The organism is Pseudomonas aphyarum, from assembly GCF_028657055.1.
GTDB lineage: Bacteria > Pseudomonadota > Gammaproteobacteria > Pseudomonadales > Pseudomonadaceae > Aquipseudomonas > Aquipseudomonas aphyarum.
This window is the reverse complement of the sequence record NZ_JAMDGS010000002.1, coordinates 510,098-531,448: the sequence shown is the minus strand read 5'-3', so window position 1 is coordinate 531,448 and position 21,351 is coordinate 510,098. Positions and strand designations below refer to the sequence as shown.

At 61.5% G+C, this 21,351-nt stretch carries 16 protein-coding genes and 1 pseudogene; 4 read left to right on the top strand and 13 right to left on the bottom strand.

Translation table 11 applies throughout. The features are described 5' to 3' along the window. Positions 1–39 precede the first annotated feature (39 nt). The 4 genes from arcC to arcD (M5G18_RS04140) all read right to left on the bottom strand — a co-directional run bounded on the left by arcC (position 40) and on the right by arcD (M5G18_RS04140) (position 4,945). On the bottom strand, positions 40–969 hold the full coding sequence (gene arcC / locus M5G18_RS04155; protein ID WP_207983749.1) for a carbamate kinase: 930 nt from the start codon (positions 967–969) through the stop codon (positions 40–42). A gap of 177 nt (positions 970–1,146) precedes the next feature. After that, the gene (locus M5G18_RS04150) at positions 1,147–2,157 is read right to left on the bottom strand and encodes an ornithine carbamoyltransferase (protein ID WP_007951186.1); all 1,011 of its coding nucleotides are present in this window, start codon (positions 2,155–2,157) and stop codon (positions 1,147–1,149) included. A 69-nt stretch (positions 2,158–2,226) separates the two neighbouring features. Continuing rightward, positions 2,227–3,483, bottom strand: a complete 1,257-nt coding sequence (arcA, locus tag M5G18_RS04145) for an arginine deiminase (RefSeq protein ID WP_273899292.1) — start codon at positions 3,481–3,483, stop codon at positions 2,227–2,229. 34 nt (positions 3,484–3,517) lie between these two features. Next, positions 3,518–4,945: an arginine-ornithine antiporter gene (arcD, locus tag M5G18_RS04140; protein WP_230733105.1), complete on the bottom strand. Its 1,428-nt coding sequence runs from the start codon at positions 4,943–4,945 to the stop codon at positions 3,518–3,520. A 450-nt stretch (positions 4,946–5,395) separates the two neighbouring features. Between arcD (M5G18_RS04140) and arcD (M5G18_RS04135) the strand changes: the two genes are divergently transcribed. Next, on the top strand, positions 5,396–6,823 hold the full coding sequence (gene arcD / locus M5G18_RS04135; protein WP_273899293.1) for an arginine-ornithine antiporter: 1,428 nt from the start codon (positions 5,396–5,398) through the stop codon (positions 6,821–6,823). After that, positions 6,820–7,671 (top strand): DNA-3-methyladenine glycosylase family protein, encoded by an 852-nt coding sequence (locus tag M5G18_RS04130; protein ID WP_273899294.1) that lies wholly within the window; start codon positions 6,820–6,822, stop codon positions 7,669–7,671. The genes arcD (M5G18_RS04135) and M5G18_RS04130 overlap by 4 nt, the downstream gene beginning before the upstream one ends. Positions 7,672–7,901: 230 nt before the next feature. On the opposite strand, the gene M5G18_RS04125 is transcribed toward M5G18_RS04130, so the two are convergent. The 9 genes and pseudogenes from M5G18_RS04125 to gap all read right to left on the bottom strand — a co-directional run bounded on the left by M5G18_RS04125 (position 7,902) and on the right by gap (position 18,319). Next, positions 7,902–9,251, bottom strand: coding sequence for a CoA transferase (locus M5G18_RS04125; protein ID WP_273899295.1), 1,350 nt, complete (start codon positions 9,249–9,251; stop codon positions 7,902–7,904). A 38-nt stretch (positions 9,252–9,289) separates the two neighbouring features. Further along, positions 9,290–10,045: a methyl-accepting chemotaxis protein gene (locus M5G18_RS28975; RefSeq protein WP_371320921.1), complete on the bottom strand. Its 756-nt coding sequence runs from the start codon at positions 10,043–10,045 to the stop codon at positions 9,290–9,292. A gap of 102 nt (positions 10,046–10,147) precedes the next feature. Beyond that, positions 10,148–11,155: pseudogene (locus tag M5G18_RS28970) on the bottom strand (methyl-accepting chemotaxis protein); the annotation flags it as partial. 454 nt (positions 11,156–11,609) lie between these two features. Next, the gene (locus M5G18_RS04115) at positions 11,610–12,005 is read right to left on the bottom strand and encodes a YbaN family protein (RefSeq protein ID WP_085606588.1); all 396 of its coding nucleotides are present in this window, start codon (positions 12,003–12,005) and stop codon (positions 11,610–11,612) included. Positions 12,006–12,174: 169 nt separating this feature from the next. Further along, positions 12,175–12,771, bottom strand: a complete 597-nt coding sequence (locus M5G18_RS04110; protein ID WP_273899297.1) for a biliverdin-producing heme oxygenase — start codon at positions 12,769–12,771, stop codon at positions 12,175–12,177. Positions 12,772–12,882: 111 nt separating this feature from the next. Continuing rightward, positions 12,883–15,468, bottom strand: coding sequence for a TonB-dependent receptor (locus tag M5G18_RS04105; RefSeq protein ID WP_273899298.1), 2,586 nt, complete (start codon positions 15,466–15,468; stop codon positions 12,883–12,885). A 122-nt stretch (positions 15,469–15,590) separates the two neighbouring features. Further along, positions 15,591–16,556, bottom strand: a complete 966-nt coding sequence (locus M5G18_RS04100) for a FecR family protein (RefSeq protein ID WP_273899299.1) — start codon at positions 16,554–16,556, stop codon at positions 15,591–15,593. Positions 16,557–16,679: 123 nt separating this feature from the next. Continuing rightward, positions 16,680–17,198 (bottom strand): RNA polymerase sigma factor, encoded by a 519-nt coding sequence (locus M5G18_RS04095; protein ID WP_273899300.1) that lies wholly within the window; start codon positions 17,196–17,198, stop codon positions 16,680–16,682. 119 nt (positions 17,199–17,317) lie between these two features. Next, positions 17,318–18,319 (bottom strand): type I glyceraldehyde-3-phosphate dehydrogenase, encoded by a 1,002-nt coding sequence (gene gap, locus M5G18_RS04090; protein ID WP_085689348.1) that lies wholly within the window; start codon positions 18,317–18,319, stop codon positions 17,318–17,320. Between the two features lie 221 nt (positions 18,320–18,540). On the opposite strand from gap, the gene edd reads away from it, so the two are divergent. Both edd and M5G18_RS04080 read left to right on the top strand, forming a co-directional pair. Then, a complete protein-coding gene (edd, locus tag M5G18_RS04085; RefSeq protein ID WP_085606582.1) occupies positions 18,541–20,367 on the top strand; it encodes a phosphogluconate dehydratase in 1,827 nt (608 codons plus the stop codon). Further along, the gene (locus M5G18_RS04080) at positions 20,364–21,320 is read left to right on the top strand and encodes a glucokinase (RefSeq protein ID WP_273899301.1); all 957 of its coding nucleotides are present in this window, start codon (positions 20,364–20,366) and stop codon (positions 21,318–21,320) included. Before edd ends, M5G18_RS04080 begins: the two co-directional genes overlap by 4 nt. Positions 21,321–21,351 lie beyond the last annotated feature (31 nt).

The following is a 21,351-nucleotide window of genomic DNA, read 5'->3' as shown; positions in this document are numbered from 1 at the left end:
GAGAAGGGCAGACCTGAGGTCTGCCCCCGGAGTTTCTTTTTATCGGTAGGTGATGCCCGGCGCTGCCGTGCTGACCCGCGTACCGGCGGTGCCCTGGACGATGGCTTCGATGTCCGAGAGCGAACCGATCACCGCGACCTTGCCAGTATGGCGCGCAAATTCACAGGCTGCCTGCACCTTCGGCCCCATGGAACCGGCGGCGAAGCCCAGGCGTTCGAGTTCGTCCGGGTGGGCCTGGGCGATGGCTTTCTCGGTGGGTTTCTTGAAGTCGATGTACGCGGCGTTGACGTCGGTGGCGATTACCAGCAGGTCCGCCTCCAGCTGTTCGGCCAGCAGTGCCGAGCACAGGTCCTTGTCGATGACCGCTTCGATGCCTTTGAGGTTGCGGTTTTCATCGTACATGGTCGGAATGCCGCCACCGCCGGCGCAGATCACGATGCTGCCCTTGTCCAGCAGCCACTTGATCGGGCGGATTTCGAAGATACGTTTCGGCCGGGGGCTGGCCACCACGCGACGGAACTTGTCGCCGTCCGGGGCGATGGCCCAGCCTTTTTCGGCGGCGAGTTTTTCTGCTTCGGCCTTGTCGTAGACCGGGCCGATCGGTTTGGTCGGGTTCTTGAAGGCCGGGTCGTTGGCGTCGACTTCGACCTGGGTGAGCAGGGTGGCGAACGGGACTTCGAAGTCCAGCAGGTTGCCCAGTTCCTGTTCGATGATATAGCCGATCATGCCTTCGGTTTCGGCACCGAGCACGTCCAGCGGGTAAGGGGTGACGGAAGTGTAGGCCGCTGCCTGCAACGACAGCAGGCCGACTTGCGGGCCATTGCCGTGGGCGATGACCAGTTGATTGCCGGGATGGATCTTGGCGATTTGCTCGGTGGCGATGCGGATGTTGGCGCGCTGGTTGTCAGCGGTCATCGGCTCACCACGGCGGAGCAGGGCGTTACCGCCCAGAGCTACGACGATACGCATGGTGCATGTCCTTCTGAATAACAATAAGGTCTGACTGAACGAGCGCGGTCACTGTGGGAGCCGGGCTTGCCCGCGATGGCGCCGGGTCAGTCAGCATTGTCGTTGGCTGACACACCGCTATCGCTGGCAAGCCAGCTCCCACAGTGACCGTGTCGTGTCAGTGGGAGCTGCGCCGGGTTACAGATCAGCCAAAGTCGACACCAGAATCGCCTTGATGGTGTGCATGCGGTTTTCCGCTTGCTCGAAGGCGATGCAGGCAGGCGACTCGAACACGTCGTCGGTCACTTCGATGCCGTTTTTCAGGTGCGGATACTGTTCGGCGATCTGTTTGCCGACCTTGGTATCGCTGTTGTGGAACGCCGGCAGGCAGTGCATGAACTTGGTGCGCGGGTTGCCGGTGGCTTTCATCAGCTCGGCGTTGACCTGATACGGCAGCAGTTGCTGGATACGCTCGGCCCAGGCCTCCACCGGCTCGCCCATCGATACCCAGACGTCGGTGTGGATGAAGTCCACGCCTTTGACGGCGGCTTTCGGGTCTTCGGTCAGGGTGATGCGGGCACCGCTTTCCTCTGCGTATTTTTTGCAGCGATCCACCAGATCATCGTGGGGCCACAGGGCTTTCGGCGCGCAGATGCGCACGTCCATGCCGAGTTTGGCGCCGACCAGCAGCAGCGAGTTGCCCATGTTGTTGCGCGCGTCGCCGAGGTAGGCGTAGCTGATCTCGTGGATCGGCTTGTCGGCATGCTCACGCATGGTCAGCACGTCGGCGATCATCTGGGTCGGGTGATATTCATCGGTCAGGCCGTTGAACACCGGCACGCCGGCGAACTTGGCCAGCTCTTCGACGATTTCCTGCTTGAAGCCACGGTACTCGATGGCGTCGTACATGCGACCCAGCACGCGGGCTGTGTCTTTCATGCTTTCCTTGTGGCCGATCTGCGAGGAATTCGGGTCGATGTAGGTGACGTTGGCGCCCTGGTCATAAGCGGCGACTTCGAACGCGCAACGGGTGCGGGTCGAGGTTTTTTCGAAGATCAGGGCGATGTTGTTGCCCTTCAGGTGTTGCTGCTCGGTGCCGGTGTACTTGGCGCGTTTGAGGTCGCGGGACAGGTCGAGCAGGTAACGCAGCTCACGCGGGGTGTGGTGTTCCAGGCTGAGCAGGTTACGGTTGTGAATGTTGAACGCCATGATGATTCTCCTTGGATTCGGTAATCGGCCCGGCCGCGACAGGGTCAGTGCGGCCGGGGAGATGGTCGTTTAGTAGTCGATTGGGTCGCGCACGATCGGGCAGGTCATGCAGTGGCCGCCGCCACGGCCACGGCCCAGTTCGCCGGCGCTGATGGTGATGACCTCGACCCCGGCCTTGCGCAGCAGGGTGTTGGTGTAGGTGTTGCGGTCGTAGCCGATGACCACGCCCGGCTCCACGGCCACCACGTTGTTGCCGTCATCCCACTGCTCGCGTTCGGCGGCGAAGCTGTTGCCGCCGGTTTCGACGACGCGCAGTTTTGACAGGTTGAGGGCTTTGGCCACGACGTCGAGGAACGTGCCTTCTTCGCGACGGATGTCGATGCCGCCCTGTTTGCTTTCGTCAGGGCGCAGGGTGAAGGCGACGATCTGGTTGACCACTTCCGGGAAGATCGTGACGAGGTCGCGGTCGCAGAAGCTGAACACGGTGTCCAGGTGCATTGCCGCGCGGGATTTCGGCAGGCCGGCGACGATGACTTTTTCCACGGCCTTGTTCTTGAACAGGTTCAGCGCCAGTTGGCCGATGGCCTGACGCGACGAGCGCTCGCCCATACCGATCAGCACCACTCCGTTGCCGATCGGCATCACGTCGCCGCCTTCGAGGGTCGAGCTGCCGTGATCCTTGTCCGGGTCGCCGTACCAGATCTCGAAATCGGCGTTGGTGAACTGCGGATGGAATTTGTAGATGGCGGTGGCCAGCAGGGTTTCCTGACGACGCGCCGGCCAGTACATCGGGTTCAGCGTGACGCCACCGTAGATCCAGCAGGTGGTGTCGCGGGTGAACTGGGTGTTCGGCAGCGGCGGCAGAATGAAGCTGGAGTGGCCGAGGAAGTCGCGGAACATCTGGATGGTCTTGCCACCGAAGCTGTCCGGCAGGTCATCGGCGGAGACGCCGCCAATCAGGAATTCGGCGATGTGTCGCGGCTCCAGGCTTTTCAGCCAGGATTTGACTTCGTTGATCAGGCCCAGGCCCACCGAATCGGCGGTGACCTTGCGCTCGAGGATCCAGTCCAGCGCTTCGGGGATGGCGACGATATCGGTCAGCAGGTTGTGCATTTCCAGCACTTCGATCCCGCGCTCACGCATCTTGGTCACGAAGTCGAAGTGGTCGCGCTTGGCCTGAGCGACCCACAGCACGTCGTCGAACAGCAGTTCATCGCAGTTGTTCGGGGTCAGCCGCTGATGGGCCAGACCTGGGGAGCAAACCATGACTTTGCGCAGTTTGCCGGCTTCGGAATGGACGCCGTACTTAGCTTTTTCCGTGGTCATTTCAGTGATCCTCCAGAGTGAAAACGTTGGGCAATTACAGAGTCAGGAAGCCGTCATACAGTCCGTAGGCTGCCACCAGGGCACCCACGACCACTGCGGCGAAAATCAGCTTCTCGACGTTGGTGAAAACCGGTTGTTTGAGTTCGAGTTTGGCCTTGGCGAACAGGATCGCGCCGGGGGCATAGAGCAGGGCCGAGAGCAGCAGGTACTTCACGCCACCGGCATAGAGCAGCCACACCGCATAGATCAGGGCGATGGCGCCGATGATCAGGTCCTTGCGCCGTTCGGCCGCGAAGCCTTCGTAGCTTTCGCCGCGCACCGCCAGCAGCAGGGCGTAGGCCGCCGACCACAGGTACGGCACCAGAATCATCGAAGTGGCGAGGTAGATCAGCGACAGGTAAGTGCTGGCCGAAAACAGGGTGATGATCAGGAACAACTGCACCATCGCGTTGGTCAGCCACAGGGCGTTGACCGGCACGTGGTTGGCGTTTTCCTTGCGCAGGAACTCCGGCATGGTGTGGTCCTTGGCGGCGGCGAACATGATCTCCGCACACAGCAGCACCCACGACAGCAACGCCCCCAGCAGCGAGATGATCAGACCGACGCTGATCAGCACCGCGCCCCAGTGACCGACCACGTGTTCCAGCACTGCGGCCATCGACGGGTTTTGCAGTTTGGCCAGTTCCGGCTGGGTCATGATGCCCAGCGACAGCACGTTCACCAGCACCAGGAACAGCAGCACGGTGATGAAACCGATCACGGTCGCCTTGCCGACGTCCGAACGTTTTTCCGCCCGGGCCGAGAAGATGCTCGCGCCTTCGATGCCGATGAACACCCATACGGTGACCAGCATCATGTTGCGCACCTGGTTCATCACGCTGCCCAGATCCGGGTTTTTCACGCCCCAGATGTCGGCGGTGAAGATGTCCAGTTTGAAGGCGAAGACCGCGATCAGCACGAACAGCAGCAGCGGCACGACCTTGGCGACGGTGGTCACGAGGTTGATGAATGCCGCTTCCTTGATCCCGCGCAGCACCAGGAAGTGCACGCCCCACAACAGGACAGAGGCGCCGATCACGGCGGCAACGGTGTTGCCTTCACCGAAAATCGGGAAGAAATAGCCGAGGGTACTGAACAGCAGAACGAAGTAACCGACGTTGCCCAGCCAGGCACTGATCCAGTAACCCCAGGCCGAGGAGAAACCCATGTAATCGCCGAAACCGGCCTTGGCGTAGGCGTAGACACCGCCGTCCAGGTCAGGCTTGCGATTGGCGAGGGTTTGAAAGACGAAAGCGAGGGTGAGCATGCCGACAGCGGTGATGGCCCAGCCAATCAGTACCGCGCCGACGTCGGCACTGGCGGCCATGTTTTGTGGCAAAGAGAATATCCCGCCACCGATCATTGAACCGACTACCAATGCAACCAGTGCACCTAGTCGTAGTTTTCCGGGAGCTTCAGACATTGCATGACTCCATTGCAGGAGAGAAGAGTTCACAGCGTAGTTCTGTTGGCTTTTCAAACAGCTGACTTAGATCAGTGCATAGTCACATTCCATTGTTAATGAATGACTTATGAAACGTCTGGAGGCATAAAGCTATTGTCTGGAAGGCCCGTCCTAGAGGCCTTTTGTCCGAAGTGGTTAAGAATGGATCCTATTACTTTCGAATTATCACGCTAGTTCCTTTTCAGGTTTTGGCAAATTTTTCACCGCTGTTTTCAGTACAGAATTGATTTATTAGGATTCGCGCACAAAACTGTCTGAGCGTGCTAGGGCGTTAGCGCCAATGGCTATATATAAAAGGCGCAAGTTGGCGTTATTCAATAAACGTCATTACGCTTTATCCATTTAGTTAAAAGCCGGTTGCATAACGGTTTCGCGGCATTCGCCGCTCTGGAACTTGGAGACGCTGGAATGTCGCAACCGACGCAAAAGCTGCGCCTTGGTGCACTGATCGCCCTGGTGGTGGGTTCGATGATTGGCGGGGGGATTTTTTCCCTGCCGCAGAACATGGCGGCCCGGGCCGATGCCGGGGCCATCCTGATCGGCTGGGGCATCACGGCGATCGGCATGCTCACTTTGGCCTTCGTGTTCCAGACCCTGGCCAACCGCAAACCGGAACTGGACTCCGGCGTTTATGCCTACGCCAAGGCCGGGTTTGGCGACTACATGGGGTTTTCTTCGGCGTGGGGGTACTGGATCAGTGCCTGGCTGGGTAACGTCGGGTATTTCGTGTTGCTGTTCAGCACCCTCGGCTACTTCTTTCCGGTGTTCGGTCAGGGCAATACGCCAATCGCCATTGGCTGCGCCTCGGTGCTTTTGTGGGCCGTGCACTTTCTGGTGATGCGCGGGATCAAGGAGGCGGCGCTGATCAATCAGTTGACCACCGTGGCCAAGATCATTCCGCTGATCATGTTCGTGGTCATCGCCGCCGTGGCGTTCAAGGCCGACATTTTTACCCGCGATATCTGGGGTCGCAGCAACCCGAATTTCGGCGGCGTGATGGATCAGGTGCGCAACATGATGCTGGTCACCGTGTTCGTGTTCATCGGTATCGAAGGCGCCAGCGTTTACTCGGCGCGGGCGGAGAAGCGCTCGGATGTGGGCCGCGCCACGGTGATCGGTTTTATCGGTGTGCTGGCGCTGCTGGTGCTGGTCAACGTGCTGTCGCTGGGGATCATGAGTCAGCCGGAACTGGCGACCTTGCAGAACCCGTCGCTGGCCGCCGTGCTGGAACACATCGTCGGGCCATGGGGCGCGCTGCTGATCAGTGTGGGCCTGGCCATTTCGTTGCTCGGTGCGTTGCTGTCGTGGGCGCTGTTGTGCGCGGAGATCCTGTTCGCCACCGCCAAGGACAATACGATGCCGGCGTTCCTGAAAAAGGAAAACGCCAACCATGTGCCGGTCAACGCGTTGTGGCTGACCAACGTGATGATCCAGATTTTCCTGCTGATCACGCTGTTTTCCGCCGGCACTTACACCAGCCTGATTTACCTCGCCTCGTCGATGATTCTGGTGCCGTATCTGTGGTCGGCAGCCTATGCGGTGTTACTCAGCGGACGAGGTGAAACCTATGAACATGCCTCCGCCGAACGCACCAAGGATCTGCTGATCGGCGGCATCGCGCTGTGTTACGCGGTGTGGCTGTTGTACGCCGGCGGGGTGAAATACCTGCTGCTGTCGGCGCTGCTGTATGCGCCGGGGGTGATCCTGTTCGCCAAGGCCAAGCATGAGCAGGGCGAGCCGTTGTTCACCACGCTCGAGAAGGGGATTTTCACCTGCGTCATCGCCGGGGCCGGGCTCGCGGCCTACGGGTTGTACAGCGGCGTGTTGTCCCTGTGAGATTGCGGCTCGACTATCGCGGATCCTGTGACTGGCCGGCGATGCTCGGATTTCTCGCGGCCCGGGCGGTGACGGGAATGGAGACGGTGGTCGATGGCGTGTATTCGCGCAGCATCGGGTTGAACGGGTTTCACGGTACGGTTTCGGTCTGGCCCGGCGATGGTGATGCGCTGGAGGTGGAACTGGATTTCCCGGATCCGTCGGCGGTTACCGAGATTGTTGCGCGCTTGCGACGGATGTTTGATCTGGATGCGGATCTGCCGACGATGCAGCGGCATCTGGCGGCGGATCCGCTGCTGGCGCGGCTGATCGCCGAGCGTCCGGGGTTGCGGGTGCCGGGGGCGTGGGATGGTTTGGAGTTGGCGTTTCGCGCGGTGTTGGGGCAGCAGATCACTGTGGTCGCGGCGATTCGGCTGGCGGGAAAACTGGTGACGCAGTATGGCGAGCCTTTGCGTTCTGCGGTGCCGGGGCTGACTCACGTCTTTCCTCAGGCAAAGGTTTTGGCGAACGCTGATCTGGCGACGCTGGGCATGCCGAAAAGTCGCGGACGCACCTTGTCCGGGGTGGCGCAGGCGTCGCTGGACGATCCGCTGCTGTTTGCCTCCGGGACGGCGCGGTTGTTGGCGCTGCACGGGATTGGCGACTGGACGGCGCAGTACATCGCCCTGCGCCAGTTGCGGGATATGGACGGATTTCCGACCGGTGATGTGGGGTTGCTGCGGGCGCTGGAGGTGCTGGAAGGGGAGCGGATGACGGTACGAGAGTTGTCTGTTAGGGCAGAGGCCTGGCGGCCGTTTCGGGGGTATGCGGCGCAGGTGTTGTGGGCGTCTTTGAGTCGCTTTGATTGATTGTTCTATTTACGGCTTGAAACCGATGCCCTCACCCCAGCCCTCTCCCGGAGGGAGAGGGAGCCGATTGGGGGGTATTGGAGATTTACACCGACTTGAACGTTCTGCATCGAATCCAAAATCGACTCGATCTCTCAGGTCGATGCATGGCGCCAGACAACTCGGTCGGCTCCCTCTCCCCCCGGGAGAGGGCTGGGGTGAGGGCAGCGATCTCAAACCATGCACAAATCTCAAAACCACTGCGGACGATGCGACCCCAACTCAGTTGCCGGCAAAACCCACTGCAGAGGCGTCCCGCTGATCTTCAGCGGCGCTTGAAGCCGATGCGCCGGCCCCCACGGTGTCTGCTCCACCAGCAAGCTTTGATCCTGTGGATTTTCCGGACGCAACGCTTCGTCCGTCCCAGCCCCATGCTCAACCAACAACTTCGCCGTCCGCGCCAGCGACAACCATGCTGATCCACCTCGACCGCTGCGTAACCGTTCAGCCAGCAACCGAATCACACTCGCCGCCATCAGATACCCCGTCGCATGATCCAGCGCCTGCACCGGCAGTGGTGTCGGTTTGTCCGCCTGCTTCCAGCGCTGCCCGGCCTCGGCAATCCCGCTGCTCATCTGCACCAGACTGTCGAAGCCCCGGCGGTTCTGCCACGGGCCGCTCCAGCCGTAGGCGTTGAGGCAAACGTCGATCAGCCCCGGCGCCAGTTGTCGGCGGCGTTCGACGCCGAAGCCGAGATGTTCAAGGGCGTCGGCGCGATAGCCGTGCAGAAGAATGTCGGCATCCTTGAGCAGACTTTCGAACACTGCGCGATCTGCCGGCTCGTGCAGATTCAGTCGCGCACAACGTTTGCCGAGGGTCACCTCCGGCACCACGCCGGGTTCGTTCCAGGTCGGCGGGTCGATGCGCAGGACATTGGCGCCCAGCCCTGCAAGAAAACGGCTGGCGGTCGGGCCGGCCAGTACGCGGGTCAGGTCGAGCACCTTGAGCCCGGCCAATGGTTGCGCCGCTGTGCCTTGCCAGGATTGATGACTTTCGTCTTTCCCATCACTGAAATGCACCAAGGGCTCGGCATTCACCGCCAGCCCTTGCGGATGTTTCTGCCACTGTTGCCAACTGCGCATTTCAGCCGCACAACCCTTGGCCTCGACCACCGCTTGCTCCAGATCGGCACTGGCCCATTGCGCGACTTTCGCCGCCATCGCCGCGCGGTCGGCACAGGCGCCGAGCACGCTTTCAGCGGCGGCGCGGTGATGCGGGGCGTTGGTGTGCAGGCGGATCCAGCCGTCCTTTGTCGCATGGTCGCCGGCCACCGGATCCCACAGCGGCGGCACTTCCCAGCCGATCGGTCGCAAAGAGGTGGCGAACCAGAACGAGGCCAGTCGGCGGTCGACTTCTACGCTGGGCAAGTCGCCGGCTTGCTGCTGAAGGAGTTCGGCGACGGCTTGCCCGGCCGCGGCAATGCTCGCGCAGGCAAGGTCGGTGACGGCAAACGCCGAAGGCAGGGCGCCCTCGGCGGTGAACGGAATCGGCGTGCGGGACAAGCCGAGCGCGGCTTGAATGGACGTGAGCAGATCGGTCATCGAAGGCCCTCCGGAAGAGGGCCTGATCATAGATCAAATCAGACGCGGAACTGATCCATCAATTTCATCTGCTGACTGGCCAGGGCATTGAGCTGGCTGCTGATCGCCGCCGATTCGGTGGCCTGTTCGGTCAGGGTTTCGGTGACGGTGCGGATCGCCGAGACGTTGCGGTTGACCTCTTCGGCCACGGCGCTCTGCTGTTCGGCGGCGCTGGCGATTTGCAGGTTCATGTCGCTGATCACGGTGACCGCGTCGCTGATCTTGCCGAGGGCGTCCACGGCCTGGCGGATCTGCCCGGCGTTGTTGTGGGCCTGGGTCTGGCTTGAATGCATGGTCGCGACCACGCCACGGGTGCCGGTCTGGATGCGTTCGATGACCACGCGGATTTCTTCCACCGAGTCCTGAGTGCGCTTGGCCAGGTTACGGACTTCGTCGGCCACCACCGCAAAACCACGACCGCTTTCACCGGCACGGGCCGCTTCGATTGCGGCGTTCAGCGCCAGTAGGTTGGTCTGTTCGGCGATGCTGCGGATCACTTCCAGCACCGAGCCGATCTGCTCGCTGTTGACCGCCAGCTCTTCGACTTCGGTCACCGCTTTGCTGACTTCGTCCGCCAGTTGATTGATGTCGCGGGTGCTGCGCTCGATGATCGACATCCCGTCCTTGGCCGACTGGTCGGCGCCTTTCGCCGCGTTGGCCGCATTTGAAGCGCTGTTGGCGACGTCGTGAGCGGTGGCGCTCATTTCGTTGGAGGCGGTCGCCACCTGATCGATCTCGCGGAACTGCACCTGCATGCCTTCGCTGGTCTGGCGGGCGATTTCCGACGACTGATCGGCGGTGCCACGGGCTTCGGTGATGCTCTGTTTGATCTGGGCGATGGTCGGTTGCAGCTTGTCGAGGAAGCGGTTGAACCAGTTCACCAGTTCGCCCAGTTCATCTTTCTTGGTGTAGTTCAGACGCTGGGTCAGATCGCCTTCACCGCTGGCGATGTTCTTCAGCATCTCGGCAACGCTGTTGATCGGACGGGTCACGCCGGAGGCGGTGAGCCAGATCAGCACCAGGCCGATCAAGCCTGCGATCACGGCCACTGCGAGTGCGGTAATCGTGCCGGTTTCCTGCGCATCGTCGAGTACGGCTTGCAGCTTGACCGAGTCGGCCAGCAGCACTTGTTTTGGCAGGTCGATGACCACGCCCCAGGCCCGGGAGTTGCCGATCGGATCGACCGGGTACACGGCGCGGATCAGGTCGCCCTGTTCCAGAATTTTCGGCGTGCCGGCGCTCAGCAGTTGCAGGATGTCCTTGCCTTCGCCGCCGAGGGTTTCGGCGATGCCTTTGCCGACCTTGGTCGCGTCGGTGCTGTAGGCACCCAGCACGCCGCTGCCGGAGACGATCAGCATGTGCCCGGCACCGCTGAACAGTTCGCGTTGGGAACCCACGGCCGCCGCTTGCAGCGCATCGAGTGCGATGTCGATACCGACCACGCCGATGGCCTTGCCGTCCACCAGCAACGGCACGGAAATGGTGGTCATGAGCATTTCCTTCCCGCCCACGGTGTCGGCGTAAGGGTCAAGCAGGCAGGTGCGCTTGTTGTCGCGAGGGCAGGTGTACCAACTGTTATAGGGCGTGCCGCTGAGGCTGAGGGTGGTCTTGGTCATGTCTTCTTCGACCATGATCGTGTTCAGCGACGAACCGGCAGCGCGGCTCCAGTAGGTAGCGAAGCGCCCGGCTTCGTTGGACTGGCGCGCGGCGTCGTTGACGAACTCGCTGTCCTTGCCGTCCAGCCCGTTCGGTTCGAACGCCAGCCAGATGCCGAGCACCTTGCTGTTGCGCTCGAAGGCGGTCTTCAGGCTCTGGTTCAACTCTTCACGCAGGGCGCCGGCGTCCAGCGAACGCTTGGCGGCCATGACGCGCATGTCCTTGATCTGATCGGCCAGCGCGGTGATCACCAACAGGCTTTCGCCGAAGGTTTTCTGCACCTGCACCGCCTGTTCGGCAGCCTTGGCCTGCAACAGGTTTTGCACACTGGCGGTGAGCATTTTGCTGCTGGAGGTGCTGACCAGTTCGTCGTTCTGGTTGGTCTGGTAGATGTTGATGCCGACGATCAGCGCGACCACGCCGAGCAGGCACAGGCCGGAGAGCAGGACGATTTTCAGGCGGATGGACAGAGAGTCGAACATGGGACGTTCTCGCGAATGGATGAGCTGTTGGCTACGGGGCGGTGGGAGTGCCCGGTTCGCCAAATCCATTCAGCGCCATTCAATGCTCATCGGCGCGGGGCGAGGGCGCATGAGGCGCATGCCGACGAACGGTCATGGCTAAACGTTTGCGCGGGTAAAAGCCCTGAAAACAAGGGAAAAATCAGGAAATCTTCGGCAACGCTTCCGGTCGTGACCAGATCCACAGGTTGCCCATCGTCATCCCCGCGATCGCCAGATAAATCGGCCAGCCGTGGTCGAGCATCACCAGCATCAGCGTGGCGCACAGCAACATGCTGACGGTGGCGCTGACCTTGGCCTTGCGGGCTATGATCTTGCCGTTGCGCCAGTTGCTCAGGATCGGGCCGAACAGCCGATGGTTTTCCAGCCAGGCACTCAGGCGCGGCGAACTGCGGGTCGCGGCCCAGGCGGCGAGCAGGATGAACTCGGTGGTCGGCAGGCCGGGCACGACGATGGCGATCAGGCCGATGCCGAGGCTGACATAGGCGAGCAGACCGAACAGCAGGCGGGCGAGTCGGGAGGAGGCGGGTTGGGGCATGGGCTCAGCGAGAGGCTTATGTGACAGGGTGGGAATCTTACAGACTTACGCAACTCCTTGTGGGAGCTGGCTTGCCAGCGATAGCGTTCGGTCAGTCGACAGGGATGCTGTCTGACACGCCGTCATCGCTGGCAAGCCAGCTCCCACAGGGTTTACGGTGTGGCTGGGATCAGGCCGGTTCGGCTTCTTTGGCGTAAGCCTGTTCCAGCAGCACCGTGAAGCGGTTGAACGCGTCGATCGCGCCCTGCTCCACTTCGGCTTCCTCTTCAGCACTGAATTGCAGCGAGTCGAGGGTGCGCACAAAGCTCTTCCAGCCTTCAGCGCGACCACCCTCAGGCTCGCCCAGGTGACGGGCGCCAAAGGTTTCGCTCAGGTCCAGCGCTACGGCGCGTTTGATCAGGAACGCAGCGCCGAGCTTGGAGCCTTCAGAGACGAAGATCCAGCCCAGGGCGCGGGCCTTGCTCGGGTTTTTCACCGCGCCGGCGACTGGCGCAGGCACTTCGGTGTCGAGGTCGGCGAGGTCGGCCCTGGCCGCTTCGGCGCGACAGCGGGCCGACAGGTCAGGGACGATGGCGGTCAGTTCGGCATCGTTGTACAGCGACACCAGTTCCGACTGGAACAGGTACTGCGCGACCACGAAACGGGCGAAATTGGCGCGGGTCTCGAACGGCGCGTGGGCCTTGACCAGTGCGTCGAGCTTGCTGTGCGGCTCGTGGGTGATCTGGTTCAGGCGTTGCGAACGCAGGGCTTTTTCCGGGGTGCTCATGAGATGTCCTTGAAAAGAAGAGGCGCTTGATAACGAGACGTACGGGCAAGCGCCGGACAGTAAAAAAACCTCACGGCGCGGCAATGCATGCGCGCCGTGAGGTCATCCGGATCAGATATCCCAGACCAGGTTGATCGCGAAGTTGCGACCCGGCTGGGTCAGGCGATCAAGGTTGGCCGGTTGTGTCACCGACGCTTCGCCGACGCTGTCGTAACCGCGCACGTCATCCCACAGCCAGTATTTCTTGTCGGTCAGGTTGTAGATGCCGCCGCTGACGGTAACGTCGTCGGTGACCTTGTAATAACCGGCCAGATCGAGAATGCCGAAGCCCGGCGACTTGAATTGACTGCTGACACCGTCCGGCGACTTGAAGTTGCTGTCGTCGACGCGATCCTTCTTCTTGACCACGGTCCAGCTCAGCAGGCCACCGTAGTTGTCCTGGTCGTAACCCAGACCGAATACGCCGGTCAGCGGATTGACGCTGTTCAACGGCTCGCCGTTGTCGTTGTTGCGTCCGTAGGCGTAGGAGATCGAACCCTGGGTGTACAGGCCTTGCGGCGCACCGAAGGAATCCAGTTTCAGGCGACCTTTGACTTCGGCACCCTTGATGGTGGCGTGCTTGATGTTGCTGGACTGGAACGTCAGCTCGCTGTAGCCCGGGGTGACGGCGTCTTCGTTGATGAAGTCGCGGTACTTGTTATAGAACACCGCCACGTCGAACGAGCCTTGCTCGAAGTTGCCGCGCAGGCCGGTTTCATAGCTTTTGCTTTTTTCCGGTTCCAGGTCCGGGTTCGGCGCCACGTTGTAGCCGGTGGTGCTGTTTTCGAAGCGGCCGTACAGCGCTTTCGCGGTCGGGGTGCGGAAGCCTTCGGCGTACTGACCGTACCAGGTGTAGTTTTCGGTCAGGGCGTAGGTCAGGCCGAATTTCGGCGAGACTTTATGCCAGGTCTTGTTCTCGTCGCTGACCGTGCCCTTGCCGTCGGCCGCCACGGTGTTGAGGAATTCCTGAGTGATGTGCGGCTTGAGCTGGGTGTAGTCGTAGCGCAGGCCCGGCAGGAAGGTCCAGTTGTTCCAGCTGATCTGATCCTGGGCGAACAGGCTGTAGGTGTTGATGGTCGGGTCCGGGAAGTCGCTGGATTTTTTCAGCACGTCAGCCGCGCTGGTGGCGCCGATGGCGGTGCAGCCGCGACCGATTGCCAGGCACTTGCCGTCGCCGCTGCGCGAGCCGGTGACTTTCTGCTGCTTGATGGTGGTGCCGTAGGTCAGCACGTGATCGGTGTCACCGATGGCGAATGCCTTGTCCAGTTGCGCATCGAACACCCATTGTTTTTCCTCGTAGATCGTGTCGCGGGTGCGCAGCACTTTACGGGTCATCGGGTAGTAGAACTCGTCGGTGCTCTGGTCGGTCTTGGCGGTCTGGTGGTTGAGACTCCACTTCACGTTGTCCGCCAGCAGGCTGTCGAGCTCGAAGCTGTGCTCCAGGCCGAAACGCTCGCGGGTGATGGTGTCGTTGCCGGTACGCCACTGGTACATGCCGCCGGGCAGTACGCTGTTCGGGATCGTCGGGGCGCCGTTGAAGTACGGGCCGCCATAAGCGCTTTTCTGATCGGTGTCGCGATCATCCTTGTACTTTTCGTAGGTCAGGCCCAGGCGCGAACCTTCGTTGTAGTTCCAGCCGATCTTGGCCAGCACGTTGGTGGCTTTCACGTCTTCCGGGTTGGCGGCGGTGCGCTCAAGGCCGGTGCCGTTGTTGCTGCCGTAGGAGTCGGTTTCATGACCGTCGCGCTGGCTGTAGTGCAGCAAACCGTCGAACTGGTCGGCGCGACCGGCGACGGTGGCGGATTTCAGCCAGCTCTCGTCGGCAGAGCTGTAGCCGGTTTTCAGGCGGGCGCCGACGTCTTTGCCGGGCTTGATGATGTCGTCCGGGTCGAGAGTGTAGTAGCTGACCGCGCCGCCGATGGCGTTGCTGCCGTACAGCACCGAGGCCGGGCCACGGAGGATTTCGACGCGCTTGATGATTTCCGGGTCGACGTAGTTGCGCTGGGTCTTGGCGTACGGGCCGTTGAAGAAACCGTCCGGCACTTCGACGCCGTCGACCTGAGTCAGGATGCGGTCGCCGTCGATGCCGCGGATGTTGTAGCCGCTGATTCCGCCGCGCTGGCCGGCGCCGCCGACGGACACGCCCGGCTCGTAGCGCACCAGATCCTTGATGGTGTTGACGTTGTTGCGGTCCAGATCCTGACGGGTCTGCACGGTGACGGTGGCCGGCACGCTGTTGATCGACTGTTCCTGACGGGTGGCGCTGATGGTCACCTGATCGAGGTTAAGTGCGCCGCTGCTGGCGCGTTTTTCCAGCACGACGTTGTTGTTGCTCAGTTTGCGGAAGCTCAGGTTGGTCCCCACCAACAGGCGCTCCAGGGCTTTTTCCGGTGGCAGCGAACCGCGCACGCCCGGCGACGACACGTCTTGACCCAGTTCCGCCGGCAATCCGACCTGCCAGCCCGTGACAGCGGTGAACGCATTGAGCGCCGACACCAGCGGCTGCTGGGCAATGGCGAACGAGTAATCGCCCATGTTGCGCGTCGGCTGTTCGGTGGCGGCCATCAGCGGCGCGGTGCCGGCCATCAGGATGGCAGCGGTCAGCAGCGACAGCACGCGGGAAGGGGAAGAAGTCTGGCGGGTAAGGCGTGAGGACATCGATAGCGCTCCGTGTCGCACGAATCTTTATAGGTGCTGATTGATCTCGCGAGATGCGAATCAATTGCATTGGCTATAACGAGACGAACGAGCTTTGGCTATCGAGTAAAAATAATTCTCATTTAGTTCAGAATCACCAGCGCCGGGAATTCCTGAAGCTTGGCCGAGGTGATGTGAGCGAGCGAACGCACCACGTCCAGCGGCTGGTCGAGACGGTAATTGCCGGTGACGGCGACGTCGGCCAACTGTTCGTTGGTGTTGATGATGAAGCCCGGGTAGTAGCGGCGCAGTTCCGCCAGCACCTGGTTCAGCGGGCAGTTCTCGAAGATCAGCCGACCCTGCACCCACGCCAGATCGGTAGCGGCGTCAACTTTGGCCGGGCGGTCGAAACCGTTCGGGCCGATGCGGATGCTTTCTCCGGCGGACAGCCGCACACGAGCATCGTCACGGGTCGCCCGCAGATCGACATCGCCACGCTGCACCCGTACCTGTGCCACGCCGTCCAGATAACGCACGGCAAATGCGGTGTCGCGCACGCTGGCTTTCACCGGCCCGGCGTCGATTTCCAGCGGCTGACTGCGGCTGGCCGGGATTTCGAAAAACGCTTCGCCCTGATACAGCCGCGCGACTCGCTGCTGATCGTTGATCGTGCTGGAGAACGCGGAATTGGTGTTGAGCAGGACTTTCGAGCCGTCCTCAAGCTGCAGGCGCTGACGTTCGCCGACCACGGTCAGGTGATCGGCCTGCAGACGCATCGGCAGGTTGCTGAAACTGAACAGCCCGAGCAGCAGAACGGCGGCGGTGGCCAGCGGCTTCCAGTGCGGGCGCAGGCGAGTGAGGACGGTGACTTTCTTCGGTTTGGCCGCGAGGTTCTGTGCGCACTGGGCAATCTGCGGGCCGTCCCAGATCGCCTGGGCCTTGGCGAACGCCTCGGCATTCAACGGATCGGCCGCCAGCCAGGCATGGAATTGCCGGGTCTGCTCCTCGTCCGGACTGCCGAGCACGATGAGCCAGTCCAGAGCCTGGTCCATTGCGCTTGCGGCGTCCTGCGCCGATGAAGGCGAAGGGGAGCGGTGGGTGTCCGTCACGGTTTTTCCTCGGCAGTGTCTGTGCACGGCTGTTTTTTTAGTGAAGCGTAAAAGTCGGGCAAGGGTAACAAAGCCCGATGATCAGTGCAGTCGATCCTGTCGAATACAGACAAGGCTTGCAGATCAGTCGCCGTTCAAGCGCTCGGCGACACCGATGCAGATGGTCATGATCAGTTTGAGTTCTTTCTGCACCGTGCTGAGGGACACGCTCAGTTCTTCGGCGATTTCCTGATAGCTGTGCCCGTGCAGGCGGCTGAGGATGAAGATTTGCTGTTGGCGGGGGCTGAGTTCACCGAGGCTCACGTTCAGGCGCTCCAGCAATTGTTCGGCGTGGGCGGCGTCTTCGGCGCTGCTGGCGGGGGCGGCGACGCTGTGCACCACGTCCTGCGGCACGTCGTCGACCATGGTGCGCGAATGAATCTTGCGCGCACGCAAATGATCCAGCGCCAGGTTGCGCGCGGTCTGGAAGACAAAGGGTTCAAGGTGATCGATGGCCTGTTCGCTCAGCGCCCGGGTGACGCGCAGGTAGGTTTCCTGCAACAGGTCTTCGGCGGTGCTGTGGTTGTTGACCATCCGTTCCAGGGTCCGCAGCAGCGAAGTGCGCTGGGCGAGGAAGACGTGATTGAAGTGTGATTGACTCACGGGAAGACCTGATCCATTTCGAGCGAATGATAATGCTTATCATCCGCCCGAGTGGTCAAGTGTTGATTTGTCAAAGGTTGGTAAAGCTTTTTCCCGCTCACAAAATGGCGGCAGCGGTTTTATTCCGCGTTGCACAGCGCCAGGCAGTTATCGAGCATGCGGTTGGAGAAGCCCCACTCGTTGTCGTACCAGGCCAGCACTTTCAGCAGTTTGCCGCTGGCTTTGGTGTGGTTGGCGTCGAAGATCGACGACAGCGGGTTGTGGTTGAAGTCGCTCGATACCAGCGGCAAGGTGTTGTAGCCGAGGATCTTCGAATGCTGGCTCGCGGCTTTCATCAATGCGTTGACTTCATCGGCCGAGGCTTCGCGCTTCAACTGCACGGTCAGGTCAACCAGCGACACATTGATCACCGGCACACGCACGGCCATGCCGGTCAGCTTGCCCGCCAGTTCCGGCAACACCAGACCCACGGCTTCGGCAGCGCCGGTCTTACTTGGGATCATGTTCTGGGTGGCGGAGCGGGCGCGGTACGGGTCGGTGTGATAGACGTCGGTCAGGTTCTGGTCGTTGGTATAGGCATGAATGGTGGTCATCAGACCGCTTTCGATACCCAGCTCGCGGTGCAGCACTTGCGCGACTGGCGCGAGGCAGTTGGTGGTGCACGACGCGTTGGAAATGATCTGGTGCGACTGACGCAGAATGTCGTGGTTCACACCGTAAACGACGGTGGCATCGGCGCCTTTGGCCGGGGCCGAGATAATCACTTTGCGTGCGCCGGCGGTAATATGCGCGGCGGCTTTGGCGCGGTCGGTGAACAGACCGGTGCATTCGAACACCACATCAATCTTTTCCGCGGCCCATGGCAGGTCGGCCGGGTTGCGGATGGCGCTGACCGAAATGCGGTCGCCGTTGACGGTCAGGCTCTCGTTGTCATGAGCAACTTCGGCGTCGAATGTGCCATGAACGGTGTCGTACTTGAGCAGATGCGCATTGATCGCGCTGTCGCCCAGATCGTTGATGGCGACGATCTGCAAATCCTGACGATAGCCTTGGGTATACAGTGCGCGCAGGACATTACGGCCGATGCGGCCAAAACCATTGATTGCGATTCGAAGAGTCATTGAACAGCGCCGCCGTCGTTTTGTTGTTGGAATTACAAGATTATTCGCATAAAAATAGAAAACAAGCCTTTTTAGTGGCAATATTTTGTTTTATCTACAACGAGTGACCTGAATCAACTGGTCCGAATGATCAAGAAAACCGCCCGTCATCCCATGCGTGCGGGCTCTTTGATCAGCATAGACAATCAGGTCGCCACATCCGTTAGCCTGGAGTTCTACACATGCATCCCCGCGTTCTTGAGGTCACCGAACGGCTTATCGCCCGCAGCCGCGCCACGCGCCAGGCTTACCTTGCGCTGATTCGCGGCGCTGCAACTGACGGGCCGATGCGCGGCAAACTGCAATGCGCCAACTTCGCCCATGGCGTGGCCGGGTGTGGCAGCGAAGACAAGCACAGCCTGCGGATGATGAACTCGGCGAACATCGCGATTGTTTCGTCATATAACGACATGCTCTCGGCGCACCAGCCGTACGAAGTCTTCCCGGAACAGATCAAGAACGCCCTGCGCGAAATCGGCTCGGTCGGCCAGTTCGCCGGCGGCACGCCTGCGATGTGCGATGGCGTGACCCAGGGCGAGCCGGGCATGGAGCTGAGCCTGCCGAGCCGCGAAGTGATCGCGATGTCGACGGCGGTGGCGCTGTCCCACAACATGTTCGACGGCGCGCTGATGCTCGGCATCTGCGACAAGATCGTGCCGGGCCTGATGATGGGGTCGCTGCGTTTCGGTCACCTGCCGACGATTTTCGTACCGGGCGGGCCGATGGTTTCGGGGATTTCCAACAAGGAAAAAGCCGACGTGCGGCAGAAGTACGCCGAAGGCAAGGCGACCCGCGAAGAGCTGCTGGAATCGGAAATGAAGTCCTACCACAGCCCGGGCACCTGCACGTTCTACGGCACCGCCAACACCAACCAGTTGCTGATGGAAGTCATGGGCCTGCACTTGCCGGGCGCGTCGTTCGTCAACCCGAACACGCCGCTGCGTGACGCCCTGACCCGCGAAGCCGCGCACCAGGTCACCCGCCTGACCAAACAAAATGGCAACTTCATGCCGATCGGCGAAATCGTCGACGAGAAGGCGCTGGTCAACTCGATCGTCGCGCTGCACGCCACTGGCGGCTCGACCAACCACACCCTGCACATGCCGGCCATCGCCATGGCGGCGGGTATTCAACTGACCTGGCAGGACATGGCCGACCTCTCCGAAGTCGTGCCGACCCTGAGCCACGTCTATCCGAACGGCAAGGCCGACATCAACCACTTCCAGGCCGCGGGCGGCATGTCGTTCCTGATCCGCGAACTGCTGGAAGCCGGCCTGCTGCACGAAGACGTCAACACCGTGCTCGGCCACGGCTTGAGCCAGTACACCAAAGAGCCGTTCCTCGATAACGGCAAGCTGGTGTGGCGCGAAGGCCCGACCGACAGCCTCGACGAAAACATCCTGCGCCCGGTGGCCCGTGCGTTCTCGGCAGAGGGCGGCTTGCGCGTAATGGAAGGCAACCTCGGTCGCGGCGTGATGAAGGTGTCCGCCGTGGCGCTGGAAAACCAGATCGTCGAAGCACCGGCCATGGTGTTCCAGGATCAGCAGGATCTGGCGGACGCGTTCAAGGCCGGTCTGCTGGAGAAGGATTTTGTCGCGGTGATGCGCTTCCAGGGTCCGCGTTCCAACGGCATGCCTGAGCTGCACAAGATGACGCCGTTCCTCGGCGTGCTGCAGGATCGCGGCTTCAAGGTGGCGCTGGTGACGGACGGGCGCATGTCCGGCGCGTCGGGGAAAATCCCGGCGGCGATTCACGTCAGCCCGGAGGCTTATGTAGGCGGCGCTTTGGCGCGCGTGCAAGAGGGCGATATCATCCGCGTCGATGGCGTCAAAGGCACCTTGGAACTCAAGGTGGACGCCGCCGAATTCGCAGCGCGCGAACCTGCCAAAGGCCTGTTGGGCAACAACATCGGCAGCGGTCGCGAGCTGTTTGGCTTCATGCGTTTGGCCTTCAGCTCGGCGGAGCAGGGCGCCAGCGCCTTCACTTCTGCCCTGGAGACGCTTAATTGAAACTGGCTTTGGTCGGTGACATCGGAGGCACCAACGCGCGGTTCGCGTTGTGGAAAGATCAGCAGCTCGAATCGGTTCAGGTGCTGGCCACGGCCGACCATGCCAGCCCGGAAGAGGCGATCAGCCTCTACCTGAGCGGGCTCGGTCTGGCGCCGGGCGCCATCGGCTCGGTGTGCCTGTCGGTGGCGGGGCCGGTGAGCGGCGATGAATTCAAGTTCACCAACAACCACTGGCGGCTGAGCCGCAAGGCGTTCTGCCAGACCTTGCAGGTCGAGCAGTTGTTGCTGGTCAACGATTTCTCGGCGATGGCTTTGGGCATGACCCGTTTGCAGCCCGGCGAATTTCGCGTGGTCTGCGAGGGCGAGCCTGAGCCATTGCGCCCGGCAGTGGTGATCGGCCCAGGCACTGGTCTGGGCGTCGGCACCTTGCTTGATCTCGGTGAAGGGCGGTTTGCCGCGTTGCCGGGCGAGGGCGGCCACGTCGATCTGCCGCTGAGCAGCCCGCGTGAAACCCAGCTCTGGCAGCACATCCACAACGAAATTGGCCATGTCAGCGCGGAAACCGCGTTGAGCGGCGGCGGCTTGCCTCGAGTCTACCGGGCGATCTGCGCGGTGGATGGTCATGAACCGAAACTCGACACACCTGAGGCAATCACTGCGGCAGGTCTTGCAGGCGACCCGATTGCCCTGGAAGTGCTGGAGCAGTTCTGCTGCTGGCTCGGTCGCGTGGCCGGCAACAACGTGCTGACCACTGGCGGTCGCGGTGGGGTGTATATCGTTGGCGGCGTGATTCCGCGCTTTGCCGATTTCTTCCTCGAAAGCGGTTTCGCCCGCAGCTTCGCTGACAAGGGCTGCATGAGCGATTACTTCAAGGGGATTCCGGTGTGGCTGGTGACGGCGCCGTATTCCGGCCTCGTCGGCGCAGGAGTGGCGCTCGAACAATCCGGTCAATGATCATTCCCACGCCGAGCGTGGGAACCCTCGA

Bases quoted from the DNA above. Each gene is read 5' to 3' on its own strand.
- M5G18_RS04115 (WP_085606588.1), bottom strand. From the start codon at position 12,005: ATGCCCCAACCCGCCTCCTCCCGACTCGCCCGCCTGCTGTTCGGTCTG.
- arcA (WP_273899292.1), bottom strand. From the start codon at position 3,483: ATGACCACGGAAAAAGCTAAGTACGGCGTCCATTCCGAAGCCGGCAAA.
- M5G18_RS04105 (WP_273899298.1), bottom strand. From the start codon at position 15,468: ATGTCCTCACGCCTTACCCGCCAGACTTCTTCCCCTTCCCGCGTGCTG.
- M5G18_RS28975 (WP_371320921.1), bottom strand. From the start codon at position 10,045: ATGCAGGTGCAGTTCCGCGAGATCGATCAGGTGGCGACCGCCTCCAAC.
- M5G18_RS04110 (WP_273899297.1), bottom strand. From the start codon at position 12,771: ATGAGCACCCCGGAAAAAGCCCTGCGTTCGCAACGCCTGAACCAGATC.
- arcD (WP_230733105.1), bottom strand. From the start codon at position 4,945: ATGTCTGAAGCTCCCGGAAAACTACGACTAGGTGCACTGGTTGCATTG.
- M5G18_RS04150 (WP_007951186.1), bottom strand. From the start codon at position 2,157: ATGGCGTTCAACATTCACAACCGTAACCTGCTCAGCCTGGAACACCAC.
- edd (WP_085606582.1), top strand. From the start codon at position 18,541: ATGCATCCCCGCGTTCTTGAGGTCACCGAACGGCTTATCGCCCGCAGC.
- arcD (WP_273899293.1), top strand. From the start codon at position 5,396: ATGTCGCAACCGACGCAAAAGCTGCGCCTTGGTGCACTGATCGCCCTG.
- M5G18_RS04125 (WP_273899295.1), bottom strand. From the start codon at position 9,251: ATGACCGATCTGCTCACGTCCATTCAAGCCGCGCTCGGCTTGTCCCGC.
- arcC (WP_207983749.1), bottom strand. From the start codon at position 969: ATGCGTATCGTCGTAGCTCTGGGCGGTAACGCCCTGCTCCGCCGTGGT.
- gap (WP_085689348.1), bottom strand. From the start codon at position 18,319: ATGACTCTTCGAATCGCAATCAATGGTTTTGGCCGCATCGGCCGTAAT.